Below are 18,244 nucleotides of genomic sequence, written 5' to 3' on the forward strand. Positions count from 1 at the left end.
CTAGGGATTCACTGACAGATAGCGCAATTGGGCTTCCAGGGAATGGGTAGCTGCGCCCACCAAGCGCGCATCGAGGTCGGGGTAGACATGCTCCAGCAATTCAGCTGGCTGCGTGTGGACCCCGGCCTTGCCGAGTTTCTGCAAAGCCGCACGCACCTGGTCCAGCCGCGCATGCCGATGCTTGATGTACATCTGCAGCAGCGGATGCGAGGAATCATGCTGCTCGCCGTGCGCCGGATGCAAAGCCATATCGGGCAGCGCGAGCAACCGATGCAAGGAATCCAGGTAGTCGGCCAGTGTGCCGTCCGGGTGTTCCAAGATGGTGGTGCCCCGGCCCAGCACGGTATCCCCAGTGAACAAGTGGGCACCCCCGCCCTGGCGGATGAAGCACACCGAGTCCGAGGTGTGGCCAGGGGTGAAGACCACCTGGATGATGGCGCCGGCGGCGCTGATCGTTTCGCCATCGGCGAGCACCGGGGCATCCCGGCAGTACTGCTCCAGCATGGCACGCACCGGCGCACTGGTCATCCGGTAGAGCGCATCGATGCTTCCCGTGTGATCGGCATGCCGATGGGTAATGAGCACCAGTTGGATGTCGAAGGCCGCCAGCGCCTGCAGATGGTCCTCGAGCTCAGGGCCCGGATCAATCAGGACGACCGGAGTTCCAGGAAGAAGTTCATCCACTGCAGGGTCGAACAGCAGATAGGAATTAGTCCCGTCCAACGTCATTTCAGAAGGGTTCTGCGCGCGAAGCAGGCCGATGCCTGGAGTGATAATAGTGGGCAAGGGAAGAAGAGCCATAGCAATGAGTGTAGGAACCAATGACCGCGACTGAAAGTATTACGCGCCAAGCACCGGGGGCCAAGTCGCCAAAAGCTGGCCGGAAGCTCGGCGCCTTGCTGCTCCTTGCCCTGTTGCTCGGGCTGGCGCTGTTCGCTTCGCTGCTGCTGGGCGCGCGAAACGTCTCGATGGGCACCGTGTTCGATGCCATCTGGAATTTCGACCCGTCCAATGGCGACCAGGGCGTGGTTGCGTCCCGCTTCGCCCGCACTGTTGGAGCCATCGTGGTTGGCGCTGCCCTGGGTTTGGCTGGCGCCGGATTGCAGGGGCTGACCCGCAACCCGCTGGCCGATACCGGGATCCTGGGCTTGAACGCCGGATCCTCCATGGCCGTGGTGCTGGCGATCGCGTTCCTTGGCGTCAGCTCCCTGGCCGGAATCATGGTGGCCGCCTTCCTCGGCGCTGCTGGGGTGATGGCCTTGGTTTATCTCGTGGCCAACGTGGGCCGTGAAGGCGCCACGCCCATTAAGCTTGCGCTGGGCGGTGCCGCCATGGCTGTGGGCGTGGGCGCGATTACCAATGCGATCCTGATGATTTCCGATGCCACCATGGACCGTTTCCGCATGTGGCAGATCGGCACGTTATCCAGCAGCGGCATCGACACCTTCCTCGGGGCCATTCCCGTGGTGGCCGCCGGGGCACTGATCGTGCTGTCCACCGCCAAGGTATCCAATGCCGTGTCCATGGGCGATGACACCGCGATCGCCTTGGGCTTCAACTTGAACCGCGCCCGGCTGATCGGCTCCATCGGGGTGGTCATTCTCGCTGGCACAGCCACCGCAGTGGCCGGGCCCATCGCCTTCGTCGGCCTGATGATCCCGCATGCCGTGCGCTTGCTGGTCGGTTCCGACTACCGCTGGCTGATGCCAGCGAGCCTGATCGCCGGGCCGATCCTGCTCTTGCTGGCTGATACGGTGGGACGAATCATCGCCCCGCCCAGCGAGATCCAGGTAGGCGTCATGTGCGCCATGCTGGGTGGACCGATCTTCATCATCATGATGCGCAGCGGCATGAAGTCGGTGAGCCTGTGAGCACGAGCGAAATGGCAGCAGCCAACATGACCCAGCCCCGCAGCACCACGGAAACGGCCGGACCGGCGACGGCCCCGGCCTCGAAAGCCGCACCGGCGCTGGCAGCCCGCCGCAGATCCCGGGTGCGCCGCACCGCCTTGTGGATGTGTTTGGCCCTGGCGCTCGCCGTGGCGGCCTACCTGTTCTGGGGGCGGGACCGCCTCCCAGCTGCCGAAGTCTTCCAGGTGCTCAGCGGTGAAAAGGTGCCGGGCACCAGTTTCATCATCATGTCCGACCGCCTGCCGCGCATTGCGGTGGGTGCCCTGGCCGGTGCCGGCTTGGGCATTTCCGGTGCCTTGTTCCAGCGCTGGCTGGGCAACCCGCTGGCCAGTCCCGACGTGATCGGCGTGGGCTACGGCGCATCGGCGGCCGCGGTTTTCGCGATGATCACCCTTGGCTATACCGACTGGAAGCTCAACGCCTTCGCCCTGGCCGGCGGGCTGCTGGTCGCTGCATTGATCTACTGGCTCTCGGCCTCGGGCACGCGGACCGGTCCCCGGCTGATCCTGGCGGGCCTGGCCATCGGCGCGATGCTCCAGGCGCTGATCCAGTACCTGCTGACCCAGGCGCAGGTGAATACGGCCAGCGATGTGATGCACTGGCTGACCGGCTCGCTGGCCTCGAGCAACTGGGAGAATGCAATGCTGCTTTTGGCGTCCCTTGGCGCCATCGGCATCCTGTTGCTGCCCCTGGTGCTTCGCCAACTGAAAATGCTGGAGCTGGGCGAGGACACCGCGGCGGCCCTGGGGCTGCACGTGGGCTGGGCCCGGGCGATCTTGGTCTTTGTTGCTGTGGCCATGGGCGCCTTGCCGATTGCCGTCACCGGGCCGATGGCGTTCGTTGCCTTCCTGGCCGGCCCGATTACTGCCGCGCTGAACCGCGGCCCGATCAACATCCTGCTTTCCGGTTTGACCGGGGCAACGCTGGTGACTGTCGCCAATTTCTTTGCCGCGAACCTGTTCGCGGATCTTTCGCTGCCGGTGGGCGTTATCACCGGCGCATTCGGTGCACCCTTCCTGATTTGGATTCTGGTGCGCGCAAACTCAACTGGAAGCGGGGCATAACCCATGGCCACTTTGCAGGCAAGCGATCTGACCCTGGCCTATGACAAGGTCACCATCGTCGACGAGCTGTCGCTGGATATCCCTGCCGGGCAGGTGAGCATCGTCGTCGGGGCCAACGGTTGCGGCAAGTCCACCCTGCTGCGCGCATTGTCGCGGCTGCTCAAGCCAGCCGGGGGCCAGGTGCTCCTGGACGGCGCGGACATCCACTCCAAGCCGGCCAAGGAAGTCGCCAAGACCCTGGGCTTGCTGCCGCAATCGCCCACCGCTCCGGACGGCATCACCGCCCGCGAGCTGATCAGCCGCGGCCGCTACCCGCACCAGGGCCTGTTCAAGCGCTTCTCTGCCGAGGACGAGGCAGCGGTTAATCGCGCCATGGAGCTGACCGGCACCACCGAGCTGGCCGACCGCTCGGTGGACGAGCTCTCCGGCGGTCAGCGCCAGCGCGTCTGGATCGCCATGGCCCTGGCGCAGGAGACCGACCTGCTGCTGCTCGACGAGCCGACCACCTTCCTGGACGTGGCGCACCAGCTCGAAGTCCTGGATGTGGTCAGCGAGCTGAACCGCAGCCGCGGGATCACGGTCGTGATCGTGCTGCACGATTTGAACCTGGCCGCCCGCTACGCCGACTACCTGGTGGCGCTGCGCCACGGCAAGATCTACGCTGCCGGCCATCCCAACGATGTGGTCACCGAAAAGACCGTCAAGGATGTTTTCGGCATGCCCAGCCGCGTGATCCCCGACCCGGTGGGCGGCACTCCGCTGGTGCTTCCCATTGGCCGCCACCGGGTGCTGCGCACCGAGCAGGTGCTCGCTTCCCAGGGCATTTTCCGTACCGAAGCTTCGGCAAAGAAAACTGCGGTGAAGCAGGCGGCAAATGTGAAGCAAGCTGCCCAAGCAGCCGCCGCCCTTGATCCGCAATCAGAACGCCCGGCCCATGAGCATGTGCCGACGTTGGCCTTTGACACCACTGTGGTCAATAGCCAGCAGCTCGCGCCATCCTTCCGCCGGGTGACCGTCAGCGGCGAGGACCTGGAGTACTTCGGCACCAACAGCCACCCGCTGGATATGCGCATCAAGCTCTTGCTGCCACCGGCTGGCGGTACTGCGCTGACCGACGAGATCGCCTCGATGCGCCCTGGCGCGATGACCAGTCCTGCCGAGCAGCAGGGCTGGTACAAGCGCTGGTTGTCGATTGATCCCGATACCCGCGGCCACATGCGCACCTATACCGTGCGGGCCTTCCGCGAAGCCGGGCACCGGGACAATATCGGGGCCACGGCCGAGCTGGATATCGACTTCGTGATGCACGGGCACATGGTTGACGGCCAGCTCCAGGGCGGGCCGGCTACGGAGTTCGGCGACCGGGCCAAGGTGGGCGACCAGCTGTTGCTGCTGGGCCCGAACAAGACCCTGAACGACTCCAGCTACGGCGGCATCGAGTTCCGCCGCGGCGAGGCAACCCGCGTGGTGCTGGCCGGTGACGAAACCGCCGCCCCGGCGATTTGCGCCATCCTCGAAGCCTTGCCCTCCAACGTCACCGGCCATGCGCTGATCGAGGTCCCGGAGACCACGGATATCCTCGGTGCCTCCACCCGCTCCGGCGTCTCGGTGCAGTGGCTGACCCGTGGCAGCCATGAGCATGGTGAATTGCTGCAGTCGGCCTTGCGCCAGGTAGTCGCGATTCCAGCAGCCGGCGTGGTGCATACCAACGCCGAGCCGGAAGATATCGATGTTGATGCGGACATCCTGTGGGAGACAGGCCAGGAAAATTCCGCACCGTTCTACGCCTGGATTGCCGGTGAAGCCGGCACGGTCAAGGAAATGCGCCGTTATCTGGTGCGCGATGCCGGCGTGGACCGCAAGCAGGTAGCCTTCATGGGCTACTGGCGCCGCGGGAAGACCGAGAACTAGCGGGCAGCGGCAACCAGCGCCCGAGGCCCCGGCACGCATATGCTGGGGCCTCGGGTTCTATCCGCTAGCTGGCAGCTAGTTCTCTTTCGCCGGGTTCTTGCAAGCGCTGCGCACCGGCCGCGGGTTCTCGCGGTCCAGGATTGCCAGCAGCCGGGTGAGCTCGGCGCGGTCCTCGTCGCCGAGCTTGTCGAAATAGCCGTCCATGCTCGAACGGCGCAATTCGGCGAGCTCGCCGAGCTGGGCGCGGCCCGTGGCACTGAGCGCAATCAACGTGGCGCGGCGATCGGCCGGATCGGGGGTGCGCACGACAAGCTCCTTGGCTTCCAGCTGGTCGACTACCTCGGTGGTCGAGCGCGCGGCGATGTGCAGCTGTTCTGCGAGCTGCGAGTTGCGCAGCCCGATCCTATCGGCCCGGGACAGCAAGGTCAGCACCCTCGATTGGTGCGGAGTGATGCCCAGGGGAGTCAAGCTGTCCCTCCATCTGCCGCGAAGCATGCGTGAAGCGTGGAGGAAAAGATCTGCCAAGTCAGGCTTGGGCTCTTCGTTCTGCATATGTTCAAGGATAGTGTGTTTCTGGGTACAATTTCAAGATGCAACCACATAGTGAGGTTCCCTCTGTTATTCTGGACTTGAGAAATTCAGAGGTAGAGGGGGAGTCCATGAGTGCAATGGGAATGCCGGGGCCGCATCCGGGCGGTGGCGGGCAAGGGCGGTCCGGCAACGCCGCCCGGGACAAGCAGCGGCTCACCGAGCATCCGGTGTCCCTGGCGCGCATCGCCGCGCTCTTCCGGCCCCATCTGGGATCGGTGATTGCGGTCATGGTGCTGATCGTGGCAGCGTCGGTCATCGGCCTGGCCCAGCCGTTCATCATCCGCGAACTCATTGATGACGCGATTCCCAACAGCAATATCCGATTGCTGCTCTTGGGTGCCGTGGGACTGGTGCTGATCTCCCTGGCTACCGCGATTCTGGAAGTCGTCCAGACCTGGCGGGCAACCCTGATGGGCCAACGCGTCATGCATGGCCTGCGGACCGGGCTGTTCACGCACCTGCAGAAGCAATCCCTGGGATTCTTCACCAACTCGCGCTCCGGGGACGTGCAGTCGCGCCTGGTCAACGACGTGGGGCAGATGCAATCGGTGATTACCAATTCGGCCACGAGCATTGCCTCGAACCTGACCACCGTTGTGGCCACCGCCTGCGCGATGGTGGCGATCTCGTGGAAACTGAGCCTGATCTCATTGGTCGTGCTGCCGCCAGCGGTGCTGCTTGCCAAGCAAACCGCGAAACTGCGCCGCGCCGTGACAGGAAAGCGCCAGCGCGAGATGTCGAACCTGGCTTCGCTGATCGACGAGCGCCTGAGCATCTCCGGGGTCCGCCTGGCCAAGATCATGGGCACCGGAGCCGCTGATGCGGCGGCCTTCGGAGAGTCCAGCCACAAGCTCATCGACCTGGAAATGAAAAGCGCTTTGGCCGGGCGTTGGCGCATGGCCACGATGAGCATCATTTTCGCGGCCATCCCCGCGGTGCTGTACATCGTGGCGGGGCTGCCCGCCACCGGGCAGGGAATGAGCATCGGCACCTTGGTGGCCTTTACCGGGCTGCAGGCCGGAATCTTCCGTCCGGTCATGGGCATGATGCAGATTTCGGTCCAGTGGGTCTCGGCCTTGGCCTTGTTCAGCCGCGTCTTCGAATACCTGGATACGGACCAGGCGCTGCCGGTACCCCAGCGGCCGCGAGCGGTCGAACCCGGGAAGCTGCGTGGCGAAGTGCAATTGCGCAATGTCAGCTTCCGCTACCCCGAGGCTGACCGCGCCACCCTGGAACAGCTGGATTTGACCCTGGAGGCGGGAACAATGACCGCGGTTGTCGGTTCCACCGGTTCGGGAAAGTCCACCCTGGGGTCCTTGCTGCCCCGGCTGCTTGACCCTACCGAGGGCCAGGTATTGCTCGACGGCATTGACCTGAAGGAATTCGATCCTGAAGGCATCGCCCAGGCGGTCTCCGTCGTTGCCCAGGAAAGCTACCTGCTGCATGCTTCGATTCGGGAGAACCTCCTGTGGGCAGCGCCCCAGGCCACCGAGGAAGAGCTCTGGCAGGCGCTGGAAGCCGCGCAGATTGCGCAGCTGGTCCGCAGCCTGCCGCAGGGCCTGGAAACCCAGGTGGGGCAGCGCGGCCACCGTTTCTCCGGTGGCGAGCAGCAGCGACTGGCTATTGCCCGCACCATGCTGCGCAAGCCCAAGGTCCTGGTGCTCGACGAGGCGACCAGTGCCCTGGATACGGTCACCGAGGCTTTGGTGCAGCGGGCGCTGGACGAGCTCGCACTGGGGCGAACTACCTTGCTGATCGCGCACCGGTTGAGCACCGTGATGCGAGCGGACCGCATCGTCGTGCTAGAAGCTGGCCGGATTGCCGAAGCGGGAACTTTTGACGAGCTGGTCCAGCTTGGCGGGCAATTCGCCCAGCTGGTAGCCAAGAGCGAACTGGCCGAAAGGGCCAGCTAGCACTGGCCATCTTTCAGTCCCTGCTTTTCCAGCGAGGCCAGGATCTTCGGCAGCGCCGATTCCAATGCCGTGCGTTCGGAGGGGCTCAGGGAATCGAAAATGGTTTCACGCACGAAGCTCACGTGGGTTGGCGCGGCTTCCTCAATGGTCTTGCGCCCCTGGGCGGTGAGCGTAATCTGGTGCCCGCGGCGGTCGGTCTCATCTGAGCAGCGGCTGACCAGGCCCTTGGCTTCCATGCGGCGCAGCAGGTGGGAGAGTCGCGAGCGGTCCCAGCGCAATGCGGTCGCCACGTCGGCCGGGCGTAGACTTGGTTCGGTTGTTTCCGAAAGCACAGCCAGCACCGAGTATTCACCGGAGAGCATGTTCGAATCGCGCAGCAGCTGGCGATCCATGCCACTGGGGAACTGCCAGAGGAACTCGCGTATGGTGCGCCAGAGGTCCTGCTCGCTGTCGGTGAGCCAGCGGGTCTCTTCGCTCTTCATTCTCTTTCCTAACCATGTTGTCCCCATGGGGGACATTCAAAATATTGTTGACGCATCAATCATCTCCTGTATAGTGGAATTTAGCAAGAGAAGATGACGTGTCAACTAAATTGTTGGCCGGAGAACTCCAAGGAGAGCAACTTGTCGAAGATCGCTATCGTTACCGGTTCCACCCGTCCAGGACGTGTCAACCAGGGCGTCGCCCAATGGGTGCTGGCCAGGGCCCAGGAATTCGGTGGTGCCGACTACGAGCTGGTGGACATCGTCGAGTTCAACCTGCCGATGCTCGACGAGCCGTTCCCGGCCGCCTACCAGAACTACCAGAACGGGCACACCAAGGCCTTCGCCGCCAAGATGAGCGAATTCGATGGATACATTTTCATTGTTGGCGAGTACAACCACTCCGTCCAGCCTGCATTGGCCAACGCACTGAGCTACCTGAATGCAGAACTGAACAACAAGGCCGCCGGCATGGTCGGATACGGCTCCGCCATGGGCTCGCGTGCCGTGGAGCACCTGCGCGGGATCCTCTCGGAACTGCAGATCGCCCACGTGCAGAAGACCGGCATGTTCTCGCTATTCTCCGACTTCGAGAACTTCTCGGCTTTCGCTCCGACCGAACGGTCGGCCAATAGCGTGCAGCCCATGCTTGAACAGGTGCTCGCCTGGAGCAAGGCGATGCGCACCGTACGTGAAGGCGCCACGGTCAACGCCTAGACCGGGTTGAAATCGGCGGGGGAATGGAAAAGTGCATTGCGCCATTTCCATACCTGCCCAACTGCCATAGTCTCGAGGTGAATGGTTTATGCACGGGACTTCAAAATTCTTTGGAAGGAATGCGATGAGCGAGGAATATTCGACCAAGGGCGCCTACGTCACCGGCGGAGAATTCACCCGGGACACCAACTACATCCAGGACCGCATCGTCGCTGATGCCAGCGCCGAGCACTATGGCGAGGGAAACAGCCACAGCAAGATCGGGCATCCCAACGCGGGGCTTTCGGACGGGGCCCGGCTTTGGCCGGTGGAAGCTGGCCGCTACCATCTGGTCGCAGCCCGCGCGTGCCCCTGGGCCAACCGCACCCTGATCGTTCGCCGCCTGCTGGGCTTGGAAGACGCGCTGTCCGTCGGACTGCCCGGCCCAACCCACGACGCACGCAGCTGGACCTTTGACCTGGACCCCGGGGGCAAGGACCCTGTCCTGGGTACCGAGCGGGTCCAGGAGAACTACTTCAAGCGCTTTGCCGACTATCCACGCGGCATCACTGTGCCGGCAATCGTCGATATCCCCACCGGTGCGGTTGTCACCAATGACTACCCGCAGATCACCTGGGACATGTCCACGCAGTGGAAGGAGTTCCACCGGGAAGGCGCCCCGGACCTCATTGCGCAGGACCAGCTCGATGAGATGCTTCCGCTGATCAAGCGGATTTTCACCGAGGTCAACAACGGCGTCTACCGTGCCGGGTTCGCCGGGGACCAGCAGGCCTACAACGATGCCTACGACCGGTTATTCGCCACCTTGGACTACCTCGAAGATCGGCTGGGCACCCGCCGCTTCCTGATGGGTGATCACATCACCGAGGCCGATGTCCGGCTGTTCACCACGCTGGTGCGATTCGACCCGGTCTATCATGGCCACTTCAAGGCCAACCGCAACAAGCTCATCGACATGCCGAACCTCTGGGGCTATGCGCGGGACTTGTTCCAGACCCCGGGTTTCGGCGACACCATCGACTTCGAGCAGATCAAGGCGCACTACTACGTGGTGCATGAGGACATCAACCCGACCAGGATCATCCCGAAGGGGCCGGAGTTGGCGAACTGGCTCGAAGCGCCGGGCCGAGATGAGCTGGCCGAGAGCGGTCCGTTCCTGAACGGTACAGCACCGGGCGAAGTCCGGGCTGACGAGCGGGTCCAAGCCGGGCACAACCCGTTGTACCCCGCCTAGGAGCGCTGGCGATCCGCCGCGGATCGGCTCAGGAGCCCGCTATTTCGAGGGGTCCTGGGCCGATCTGTCCTATTCGAAATCGAAGCCTTGCCCCTCGCAAGCTTCCTGGAAAGCGGACAAGTCAGTAATTTGGGGATCCCCGGATTCATCGGCGGCCACCGCAGCGCTGATCTGTTCGGTGGAGGCCTTCGCCCCATGATCAGCGGCTTTCTGCATATTCGTTGCGCCGATGCCCTCGGGGTCAACCAAGCCCCCGCCAAAATGCACGCAGGCGGTATGGCCCTGGGGATCGAGTTGGCGCAGCTCGTCAACCGAGGGGCCAGCGCATGCGGACAGGACCAGAACCAGGGTGGCCAGTACAGGCAGGATTTTCTTCACATCCCAATCCTAGGCATGGACCTGGCTGGATGCTGTGATCCATTGTGCAAGTATTCGCTGGCGACATGGCCCAATGCATGGAACCGAGTGCGGGCGTCAACGTGGCAGGATTAAAGCATGACGATCATTGCAGCTGCGGATGGATCAGCCCTAGGAAACCCCGGACCGGCAGGTTGGGCCTGGTACGTGGACCAGGACAACTGGGCCGCTGGCGGTTGGGACCACGGAACCAACAACATGGGGGAGCTCCAAGCGGTGCTCGAACTCTTCCGGGCCACCGAGCACCTGCCAGAAGAAGAACTCAGGATCCTGTGCGATTCGCAGTATGCGATCAACTGCATCAGCAAGTGGATGCCGGGTTGGAAGAAGAAGGGCTGGAAAAAGGCCGACGGCAAACCGGTCTTGAACCAGGACATCCTCAAGGAACTTGACCGGGCCATTGCCGGGCGCAAGTACACCTTCGAGTGGGTCAAGGGCCATGCCGGACATGAGCTGAATGAAGCTGCTGACGGCCATGCGCGTGCGGCTGCGACCGCGCACCAGCAGGGCTCTGTAGTAGAGGCCGGACCGGGCTACACCGCAGTCGGCGGCCCAGCGGCTTCCAAAGCTCCAGCGGCTTCCAAAGCTCCAGCGGCTGAAGATGCCGTGCTGGCACCCGGCGGGCAACCCGCCGCCGCACCGGAACCCGGCGTGGACATCGCGGCCACCGTCTTCGAACTGGAACAAGGTTTCCTCGACCCGCAGATCCGCACCAGTTTCGCGGAACTCAACGACTTCCTGCATCCGGGCTACCAGGAAGTGACTCGCCATGGCGGCCTGCTGGATGTGGCCACGGTCCGGGCCATGCTGGAATCCGGGGCGAGCCTGCCCAGTACCGGTGCGGTGCAGGTCCTTGCGGCCCGGGAAGTGGATGCCCAGATGGTGCTGCTCGCGTACCGCATGAAGCCTGCAGAGGGCCCGGTGCTTGTCGTATCTTCCTGGTGGCAGAGCACCGAAGGCGGCCTGAAGCTTCGGTTCCGCCAGGAAACGGTCGAGCAGACCGCATAGAAAACACGCTTAAAGCAGTGATGCCCGCCAAATGGCGGGCATCACTGCTTTAACGGTTTGGGATCAGTACTGTCCCGGGCGGGTTTCGATGACGCCCTTCTTGTAGTTGATCCGGTTGACCAACCAGGTCACGGCCCACAGCAGCACGCCGATGACCAGCAGCAGGCCGGCAATCTCGTACTGGACCCAGTCTTCACGCGAACGAGCCCATGGGCCGGCAAGGAACAGGCAGAAGAACACGCCGAGGATCGGGATGATCGTTGGAGCGCGGAACGCATCGGGTTCCGGCTTGTCGCGGCGCAGCACCAGCAGGGCTACGTTGACTACGGCGAACACGCACAACAACAGCAGCGCGGTCGTGCCGCCCAGCGAGCCGACAATGCTGCTTCCGTTGCTCAAGTTCACGTAGACCACCAAGGCGATGGCCAGCACGGTGCTGAACAGGATCGCAGCCCATGGCGAGCGTCGGGTCGAATGCACCTTGCCCAGGAACTGCGGCAGCACGCCTTGGCGGGCCATGCCGTAGAGCAGGCGGCTAGCCATCAGCATGTTCATCAGCGCGGTGTTGACCACCGCGAAGACGGTCAAGAACGGGAAGATCGCGTCAACTGGCAGGTTCGGCAGGCCGATGCGCACAACATCCAGCAGGATGCCGGCATCCGGGTTCTTCGGGTTCAGCAGATCGCCGGTCGGGATCACCATGATGACCGTGACGGCCACCAGCATGTAGATCAAGGCGCAGATGCCCAGGCCGATGAGCATGATCTTCGGGAAGGTCTTCTTGGGATTCTTGGTTTCCTCAACCAGGTTCACCGAATCCTCGAAGCCCACCATCGCGAAGAACGCAATGGCAGTACCCATGGTCACGGCGGCGAAGACGCTGCGGTCGGTGGGGGTCTCGAAGACCACCAGGCGGGAAATGTCACCCTGGCCCGAGGCGATCACCGCGAAGCCGATGCCGATGATCGCGGCCATGATGGCCAGCGAAACTATGGTCAGCACGAGGTTGAACTTCACGCTCTCGCCCACGCCGCGGAAGTTGATCACTGCGAGGATCACGATGATCGCAATAGCTGCCCACATGCCCGCTTCCGGGGTGTTGGGAACACCCTCGACAAACTGGCCAATGCCAATGAGCAGGTTGCGCCCCACCAAGGTGGCCGAGGTGGCGGCACTGGTGATGCCCGAGCAAGCCACGGTGAACGCCACCAGGAAGGTGACGAAGTGGATGCCGAATGCCTTGTGGATGTACAAGGCAGCACCGGCCGCGTGCGGGTATTTGGTCACCAGTTCGAGGTAGCTGAAGGCGGTGAGGGTCGCGATCGTGAAAGCGATCAGGAACGGCAGCCAGGCGGCTCCGCCCACCTGGCCGGCAACTTTGCCGGTGATGGCGAAAATTCCGGCGCCGATGATATCGCCCATGATGAGGAATAGCAGCAGCTTCGGGCCAATCACCCTGCGGAGTTCTGTTTCTTTGCCGTCGGTAACGGCCGTGTCACTGTTCACAGTCATGCGATCGAGATCATCTCCTTCAATTTTGTAGGCAAACATTACAACTTTAGGGTCAGCGCATGAAGTGGGCAAACCGGCTTCAAGGCTGGCTCACAGAACTTGGGGTCCAGCGGTAGTGAAATGTCGATTAGTGGCTTAAACAAGCCAATGCTGTGAGCTGACGTACCTATATGCTAGGTGTCGGGTCAGCGTGTGGAACTACCGGGCCATGGGATCGAAGCGGTTAGGGTTAGTTGATGAGAGACAAGCACTTTGAAGGATTTAGATGCAATCGGTGATCACTGAAGAGTTCGCGCCCCTGGCGGAAGCACTAGAGGCGCGAGCCGCTGAGGAAGAAGGCTATTCGGCGCAGCTGGCCGTGTACCACCGCGGCGAATTGGTGCTCAGCCACAGTGTCGGCGAGCACCTCTCTGGTGACGCGCTGACCTGCGTCTTCTCCTGCACCAAGGGCCTGGGCGCGCTGGTCGTGGCACTGCTCGTGCAAGATGGGCTGATCGACCCGAACGCGCCAATTGCCACCTACTGGCCGGAATTCGGCGACAACGGGAAAGCCCAGCTCACCGTCGGCGAGGTGCTCAGCCACCAAGCGGGAGTGCTCGGAGTGCCCGGGGGCGTGCCCAGCGAGATCCTCCTGAACTCCGCCGAATACGCCAAGGTGCTCGCTTCCATGCCAAGCGTCTGGCCGCTGGGCCAGAACATTGTCGGCTACCACGCGATCACCATGGGCGTGCTCATGGAAGAACTGGTACGCCGGGTCACCGGCAAGGAACTGAAAGAAGTCTTCGAGGAGCGCATCCGCAAGCCGCTGGGAGCCGAAGCATACATCGGCCAGGACCCCGCGCTGGAATCGCGCTACCGCGATGTATTGCCGGGCGCTGACGCCGCACCGGAATTCTTCGATCCGTTCTCCCCGGCCGGGCTTTCGGTGAACTCGGCCTCCGGTTTCGCGCTGGAAAGCGGCCCGGTCTACAACTGGCACGAACTGGCCAACGCGCCGCAGGTGCGCGAACTGGGCCCCGCATCCATGGGCGCGGTCGCCAATGCCCAAGGCCTCGCCGCAATCTATGCCGCCTCATTCGGTGCAGTGCCGGCACTGGGCGCCACCCGCGGATTCCTCACCGCCGACACCTGGTCCCAGGTTTCCACCGAGCTGGTCTACGGCCATGACCGGACCAACGGGCTGCTGCAGGCCTTCGCCCTGGGGTTCATGAAGGCCACCGCGCGCAACAACTATGGATCGATTTTCGCCTACGGCCATGACGGTGCGAATTCCTCGCTGGCCTTCGCCGATCCAGCCCACCAGCTGGGCTTCGGTTTCATCCCCTCGCGCAATGAAGGCGTCAAGGAGATCTCCACCGGGGTCAAGCTCAGCCAGCTGGCCCGCCAGCTGATCATGCAGAAGAACATGTCGGCCCAGGCTGCCGGCAGCAACGCGTAGTAAACCCATCGGGAATGGAACGAAGCAGGAGCGAAGTGAAGAAGTTTGTGGCACTAGGTGACTCGTTCACCGAAGGCGTTGGCGATGTGGATCCGACCCGGCCCAACCAGGTCCGCGGCTGGGCGGACCGGGTTTCGGAAGTGCTCTGCGCCGAAGGCGAATGGGAATACGCCAACCTGGCGGTGCGCGGCAAGAAGATCGGGCAGGTGATCAACCAGCAGCTGGACCAGGCGCTCGCACTGGCCCCGGATCTGGTCACCATCTATGCCGGTGGCAATGACATCCTGCGCCCGAAGGCGGACCTGGATGCGCTGATGCGCGGCTATGAAGGCATGGTGCGCCGCTTTGCCGAAGCCGGAAGCGCGGTCGTGCTGTTCACCGGTTTCGACACCGTGGAGTCACCGTTGTTCTCCAAGACCCGTCCGCGCACGGCCATTTACAACGAGAAGGTTCGCGAAATCGCGGACGAGTACGGCGCGGTGATCGCCGATTACTGGCGGTGGCGCGAATTCTCCGATCTGCGCTACTGGGCGGTGGATCGGCTGCACATGAACGAGCTGGGCCACACGCTGATGGCCTCGAAGGTCCTTGACGTGCTCGGCACCCATCGGATCACCGAGGGAAACTGGTCCTCCAGGATCCAGCAGCCGTCCCTGCCGGAACTGGCCGTGAACTCGCGCGGCGAAAAGCTGAAGCAGGAATTGGGCTGGGCCAGAGAGCATTTGGCTCCGTGGGTCAAGCGCCGGATCACCGGCACCTCGTCGGGTGATTCCTTGTCAGCGAAATATCCTGATTACATCCGTTTAACTGCCGACGCCAACTGAACGCATTTATGACTTTTCCGGACCCCGCTCCTGTTTGACCTTGGGGGCGGGGCAGGTAACATGGTGGTGTGCTGCAGGTCTCCGGCCGGCAGCGCGCGCCATAGACGGATGGCGGGAGAGTCCCGTTCACACCATGGACGGGCGCCGTAGGAGCAATTCCTCCCCAGGAAACTCTCAGGCACCCGTACCGCCATCATGAGGCAACTCTGGAAAGAAACCGGCCCGTTCCGGTTCACCGAAGGTGCAAGTGCCCGGCTTGGTTTGCTGGATGCGTAAAACTCTCAGGTTATGCAACAGGGATGGGGAGGTAAAAAGACCTTCCTTTGGCATGCGCCAAGACAGATCCCATGGAGATACCAGCACCATGACCATCACGCAGACTTCGGCACGAGCGAATACTGAATTCGTTTCACGCCATATCGGCCCACGTCCTTCCGACGTCACCACCATGCTTCAGACCCTGGGCTACGACAGCCTGGAAGAACTGATCGACACCGCCGTTCCGGCAGACATCCGCCAGGACTCCGCACTGGATATCCCTGATGCTCTGAGCGAAACCGAAGCCCTAGCCCACCTGCGTGCGCTTGCCTCGAAGAACGTCATGAAGACCCAGATGATCGGCCAGGGCTTCTACGACACCATCACCCCAGCCGTGATCCGCCGCAACATCGTGGAAAACCCAGCCTGGTACACCGCTTACACCCCGTACCAGCCGGAAATCTCCCAGGGCCGCCTCGAAGCCCTGCTGAACTTCCAGACCATGGTCATGGACCTGACCGGCCTGCCCATCGCCAACGCGTCGCTGCTGGACGAATCCTCCGCCGCCGCCGAAGCCGTGCTGATGATGCGCCGCGCCAACAAGAAGAAGTCCAAGGGCAAGACCGTGCTGGACTCCAACATCTTCCCGCAGACCCTCAAGGTCGTGCAGGGCCGCGCTGACGCACTGGGCTTCGAAGTCGAGATTGCCGACCTTGCCGCAGGCTTGCCAGAGGGCGAGATCTCCGGCATTGTCCTGCAGCAGCCTGGCAACGACGGCTCGATCGCGGACCACGCTTCGATCATCGCCGCCGCCAAGGAAACCGGCGCCATGGTTACCGTGATCGCCGACCTGCTGGCCCTGACCATGATCACCCCTCCGGGCGAGCAGGGTGCCGATATCGCCGTGGGCAACACCCAGCGATTCGGCGTGCCGCTGTTCTTCGGCGGACCGCACGCTGCCTACATGGCCGTGGCCGATGGCCTGACCCGTTCCATGCCAGGACGCCTGGTAGGCGTTTCGGCCGATGACGCCGGAGTCCCTGCCTACCGCTTGGCCCTGCAGACCCGCGAGCAGCACATCCGCCGCGAAAAGGCCACCTCCAACATCTGCACCGCACAGGCCCTGCTGGCCATCTGCGCTTCGATGTACGCGGTCTACCACGGCCCAGCCGGCCTGAAGCAGATCGCCTCGCGCGCCAACAACCACGCCCGGGTCATCGCCAGCTCGCTGGTTTCAGGCGGCTACACCCTGGCTTCGGATTCCTTCTTCGACACCGTGGTGGTGAACGTCGAGAACGCCGATGCCATCATTGCCAAGGCCATCGAAGCAGGCATCAACCTGCGCAAGGTGGGCGAGACCCAGGTGGGCATCTCCACCGACGAGGCCACCACCTCGGGCGTCGTCAAGACCCTGCTCGAGGTCTTCGGCGCAGAGCTCTCGGCTCCGGAAGGCTTCGAGATCCCGGCCGGGCAGGTGCGCACCAGCGACTTCATGACCCACCCGATCTTCAACACCATCTCCTCCGAAACCCAGATGATGCGCTACCTGCGCCGGCTCTCGGACCGCGACCTGGCCCTGGACCGCACCATGATCCCGCTGGGTTCGTGCACCATGAAGCTGAACTCGGCCGCCGAGATGGAATCCATCACCTGGCCGGAATTCGCCTCGATCCACCCCTACGCGCCTGCAGCGCAGACCGAGGGCTGGCGCGAGCTGATCACCGACCTGGAAGGGCGCCTGACCGCAATCACCGGCTACGCTGGCGTTTCGATCCAGCCCAACGCCGGCTCGCAGGGCGAGTACGCGGGCCTGCTGGCGATCTCGGACTACCACCGTTCGCGCGGCGAAGGCCAGCGCGATCTGTGCCTGATTCCGGCCTCGGCCCACGGCACCAATGCCGCGTCGGCAGTGCTGGCCGGGATGCGCGTGGTGGTCGTGAAGACCGCAGCCGATGGCACCATCGACGCGAATGACCTGGATGCCAAGATCGAGGCCAACAAGGACGTCCTTGCAGCCATCATGATCACCTACCCATCCACCCACGGCGTCTACGACGCGGACGTGCGCGAGGTCTGCGACAAGGTCCACGCCGCCGGCGGCCAGGTGTACATCGATGGCGCGAACATGAACGCCATGGTTGGCCTGGCCCAGCCAGGCAAGTTCGGCGGCGACGTGTCGCACCTGAACCTGCACAAGACCTTCTGCATCCCGCACGGCGGTGGCGGCCCAGGCGTAGGCCCAATCGGCGTTGGCGAGCACCTGCTGCCATTCCTGCCAGGCGATGCTTCGGGCACCTACTCCGAGCGTGACGGCGTGCCGGTGGTGGCGACCGCTTTCGGCTCGGCCGGCGTCCTGCCGATCTCCTGGGCCTACATCGCGATGATGGGCGGGGACGGCTTGACCGAAGCCACCAAGCACGCGATCCTGAACGCGAACTACATTGCCAAGCGCCTGAACGAGCACTTCCCGGTACTGTTCACCGGCAACAAGGACCTGGTTGCCCACGAGTGCATCCTGGACTTGCGCGAACTGACCGCCAAGACCGGGGTCACCGCCGAGGACGTGGCCAAGCGCCTGATCGACTTCGGTTTCCACGCGCCGACCCTGTCCTTCCCTGTGGCAGGCACCCTGATGGTGGAGCCCACCGAATCCGAGGACCTGGCCGAGATCGAGCGCTTCATTGAAGCGATGATCACCATCCGCCAGGAAATGGACGAGGTCCTCTCCGGTGCCTACAGCATCGAGGAATCCCCATTGCGCAACGCTCCGCACACGGTCTCCGCCGTGGTCAACAGCAAGTGGGACCGCAAGTACTCGGTCGAGCAGGCGGCCTTCCCGGTCCCGGCGCTGAAGTTCGACAAGTACTTCCCAACCGTGGGCCGCATCGACGGCGCCGGTGGCGACCGCAACCTGATCTGCTCCTGCCCGGCTCCCGAAGCCTTCGAAGACTAAGGAAGAGTTAGA

15 protein-coding genes and 1 riboswitch are annotated in these 18,244 nt (G+C 63.4%); of the genes, 10 read left to right on the forward strand and 5 right to left on the reverse strand.

What is annotated here, in order from left to right; all coding sequences use genetic code 11:
• Positions 1-801, reverse strand: a complete 801-nt coding sequence (locus ACIOU9_RS00120; protein ID WP_402695767.1) for an MBL fold metallo-hydrolase — start codon at positions 799-801, stop codon at positions 1-3.
• 20 nt (positions 802-821) lie between these two features.
• Between ACIOU9_RS00120 and ACIOU9_RS00125 the strand changes: the two genes are divergently transcribed.
• From ACIOU9_RS00125 to ACIOU9_RS00135, 3 genes are read left to right on the forward strand one after another with little or no spacing between them, the layout of a single operon-like run.
• Complete coding sequence (locus ACIOU9_RS00125) at positions 822-1,871, forward strand: iron ABC transporter permease (protein ID WP_133834853.1); 1,050 nt, start codon at positions 822-824, stop codon at positions 1,869-1,871.
• Complete coding sequence (locus ACIOU9_RS00130; protein ID WP_286172314.1) at positions 1,868-2,974, forward strand: iron chelate uptake ABC transporter family permease subunit; 1,107 nt, start codon at positions 1,868-1,870, stop codon at positions 2,972-2,974. Before ACIOU9_RS00125 ends, ACIOU9_RS00130 begins: the two co-directional genes overlap by 4 nt.
• A 3-nt stretch (positions 2,975-2,977) precedes the next feature.
• A complete protein-coding gene (locus ACIOU9_RS00135; protein ID WP_105659085.1) occupies positions 2,978-4,885 on the forward strand; it encodes an SIP domain-containing protein in 1,908 nt (635 codons plus the stop codon).
• A 75-nt stretch (positions 4,886-4,960) separates the two neighbouring features.
• Here the strand turns inward: ACIOU9_RS00135 and ACIOU9_RS00140 are convergent, their stop codons facing one another.
• On the reverse strand, positions 4,961-5,353 hold the full coding sequence (locus ACIOU9_RS00140; protein WP_332498785.1) for a MarR family transcriptional regulator: 393 nt from the start codon (positions 5,351-5,353) through the stop codon (positions 4,961-4,963).
• A 191-nt stretch (positions 5,354-5,544) separates the two neighbouring features.
• Between ACIOU9_RS00140 and ACIOU9_RS00145 the strand changes: the two genes are divergently transcribed.
• Positions 5,545-7,389 carry an ABC transporter ATP-binding protein gene (locus ACIOU9_RS00145; protein WP_402695770.1) on the forward strand — a complete coding sequence of 615 codons (1,845 nt, stop codon included), beginning with the start codon at positions 5,545-5,547 and terminating at the stop codon, positions 7,387-7,389.
• Here the strand turns inward: ACIOU9_RS00145 and ACIOU9_RS00150 are convergent.
• Positions 7,386-7,871: a MarR family winged helix-turn-helix transcriptional regulator gene (locus ACIOU9_RS00150; RefSeq protein WP_105659082.1), complete on the reverse strand. Its 486-nt coding sequence runs from the start codon at positions 7,869-7,871 to the stop codon at positions 7,386-7,388. The two genes, ACIOU9_RS00145 and ACIOU9_RS00150, sit on opposite strands and share 4 nt — an antisense overlap.
• Before the next feature lie 141 nt (positions 7,872-8,012).
• Here ACIOU9_RS00150 and ACIOU9_RS00155 point away from each other — a divergent pair, with 141 nt between their 5' ends.
• Together ACIOU9_RS00155 and ACIOU9_RS00160 are read left to right on the forward strand one after the other, a co-directional pair.
• Positions 8,013-8,588, forward strand: coding sequence for an NADPH-dependent FMN reductase (locus tag ACIOU9_RS00155; RefSeq protein ID WP_332489107.1), 576 nt, complete (start codon positions 8,013-8,015; stop codon positions 8,586-8,588).
• Positions 8,589-8,712: 124 nt separating this feature from the next.
• Positions 8,713-9,822, forward strand: a complete 1,110-nt coding sequence (locus ACIOU9_RS00160; RefSeq protein WP_332595049.1) for a glutathione S-transferase C-terminal domain-containing protein — start codon at positions 8,713-8,715, stop codon at positions 9,820-9,822.
• A gap of 69 nt (positions 9,823-9,891) precedes the next feature.
• Here the strand turns inward: ACIOU9_RS00160 and ACIOU9_RS00165 are convergent, their stop codons facing one another.
• Positions 9,892-10,200, reverse strand: coding sequence for a hypothetical protein (locus tag ACIOU9_RS00165; RefSeq protein WP_388025222.1), 309 nt, complete (start codon positions 10,198-10,200; stop codon positions 9,892-9,894).
• 117 nt (positions 10,201-10,317) lie between these two features.
• On the opposite strand from ACIOU9_RS00165, the gene ACIOU9_RS00170 reads away from it, so the two are divergent.
• A complete protein-coding gene (locus ACIOU9_RS00170) occupies positions 10,318-11,247 on the forward strand; it encodes an RNase H family protein (protein ID WP_402695772.1) in 930 nt (309 codons plus the stop codon).
• Positions 11,248-11,310: 63 nt separating this feature from the next.
• Here ACIOU9_RS00170 and ACIOU9_RS00175 read toward each other — a convergent pair whose 3' ends face one another.
• A complete protein-coding gene (locus ACIOU9_RS00175) occupies positions 11,311-12,759 on the reverse strand; it encodes an APC family permease (RefSeq protein WP_402695774.1) in 1,449 nt (482 codons plus the stop codon).
• A gap of 274 nt (positions 12,760-13,033) precedes the next feature.
• Here ACIOU9_RS00175 and ACIOU9_RS00180 point away from each other — a divergent pair, with 274 nt between their 5' ends.
• The 3 genes from ACIOU9_RS00180 (at position 13,034) to gcvP (ending at position 18,232) form a co-directional block, all read left to right on the forward strand.
• Positions 13,034-14,197: a serine hydrolase domain-containing protein gene (locus ACIOU9_RS00180; protein ID WP_402695776.1), complete on the forward strand. Its 1,164-nt coding sequence runs from the start codon at positions 13,034-13,036 to the stop codon at positions 14,195-14,197.
• Between the two features lie 35 nt (positions 14,198-14,232).
• Positions 14,233-15,021 (forward strand): SGNH/GDSL hydrolase family protein, encoded by a 789-nt coding sequence (locus tag ACIOU9_RS00185; protein WP_365943138.1) that lies wholly within the window; start codon positions 14,233-14,235, stop codon positions 15,019-15,021.
• Between the two features lie 102 nt (positions 15,022-15,123).
• A riboswitch (glycine riboswitch) is annotated at positions 15,124-15,221 on the forward strand.
• Between the two features lie 164 nt (positions 15,222-15,385).
• Positions 15,386-18,232: an aminomethyl-transferring glycine dehydrogenase gene (gene gcvP, locus ACIOU9_RS00190; protein WP_402695777.1), complete on the forward strand. Its 2,847-nt coding sequence runs from the start codon at positions 15,386-15,388 to the stop codon at positions 18,230-18,232.
• Positions 18,233-18,244 lie beyond the last annotated feature (12 nt).

Source organism: Glutamicibacter sp. NPDC087583 (assembly GCF_044743685.1).
In the GTDB taxonomy this organism is placed as follows: domain Bacteria; phylum Actinomycetota; class Actinomycetes; order Actinomycetales; family Micrococcaceae; genus Glutamicibacter.

Coding starts and splice junctions, on each gene's coding strand:
- ACIOU9_RS00125 (WP_133834853.1), top strand. CDS start 822: ATGACCGCGACTGAAAGTATTACGCGCCAAGCACCGGGGGCCAAGTCG.
- ACIOU9_RS00120 (WP_402695767.1), bottom strand. CDS start 801: ATGGCTCTTCTTCCCTTGCCCACTATTATCACTCCAGGCATCGGCCTG.
- ACIOU9_RS00135 (WP_105659085.1), top strand. CDS start 2,978: ATGGCCACTTTGCAGGCAAGCGATCTGACCCTGGCCTATGACAAGGTC.
- ACIOU9_RS00170 (WP_402695772.1), top strand. CDS start 10,318: ATGACGATCATTGCAGCTGCGGATGGATCAGCCCTAGGAAACCCCGGA.
- ACIOU9_RS00150 (WP_105659082.1), bottom strand. CDS start 7,871: ATGAAGAGCGAAGAGACCCGCTGGCTCACCGACAGCGAGCAGGACCTC.
- ACIOU9_RS00160 (WP_332595049.1), top strand. CDS start 8,713: ATGAGCGAGGAATATTCGACCAAGGGCGCCTACGTCACCGGCGGAGAA.
- ACIOU9_RS00175 (WP_402695774.1), bottom strand. CDS start 12,759: ATGACTGTGAACAGTGACACGGCCGTTACCGACGGCAAAGAAACAGAA.
- gcvP (WP_402695777.1), top strand. CDS start 15,386: ATGACCATCACGCAGACTTCGGCACGAGCGAATACTGAATTCGTTTCA.
- ACIOU9_RS00145 (WP_402695770.1), top strand. CDS start 5,545: ATGAGTGCAATGGGAATGCCGGGGCCGCATCCGGGCGGTGGCGGGCAA.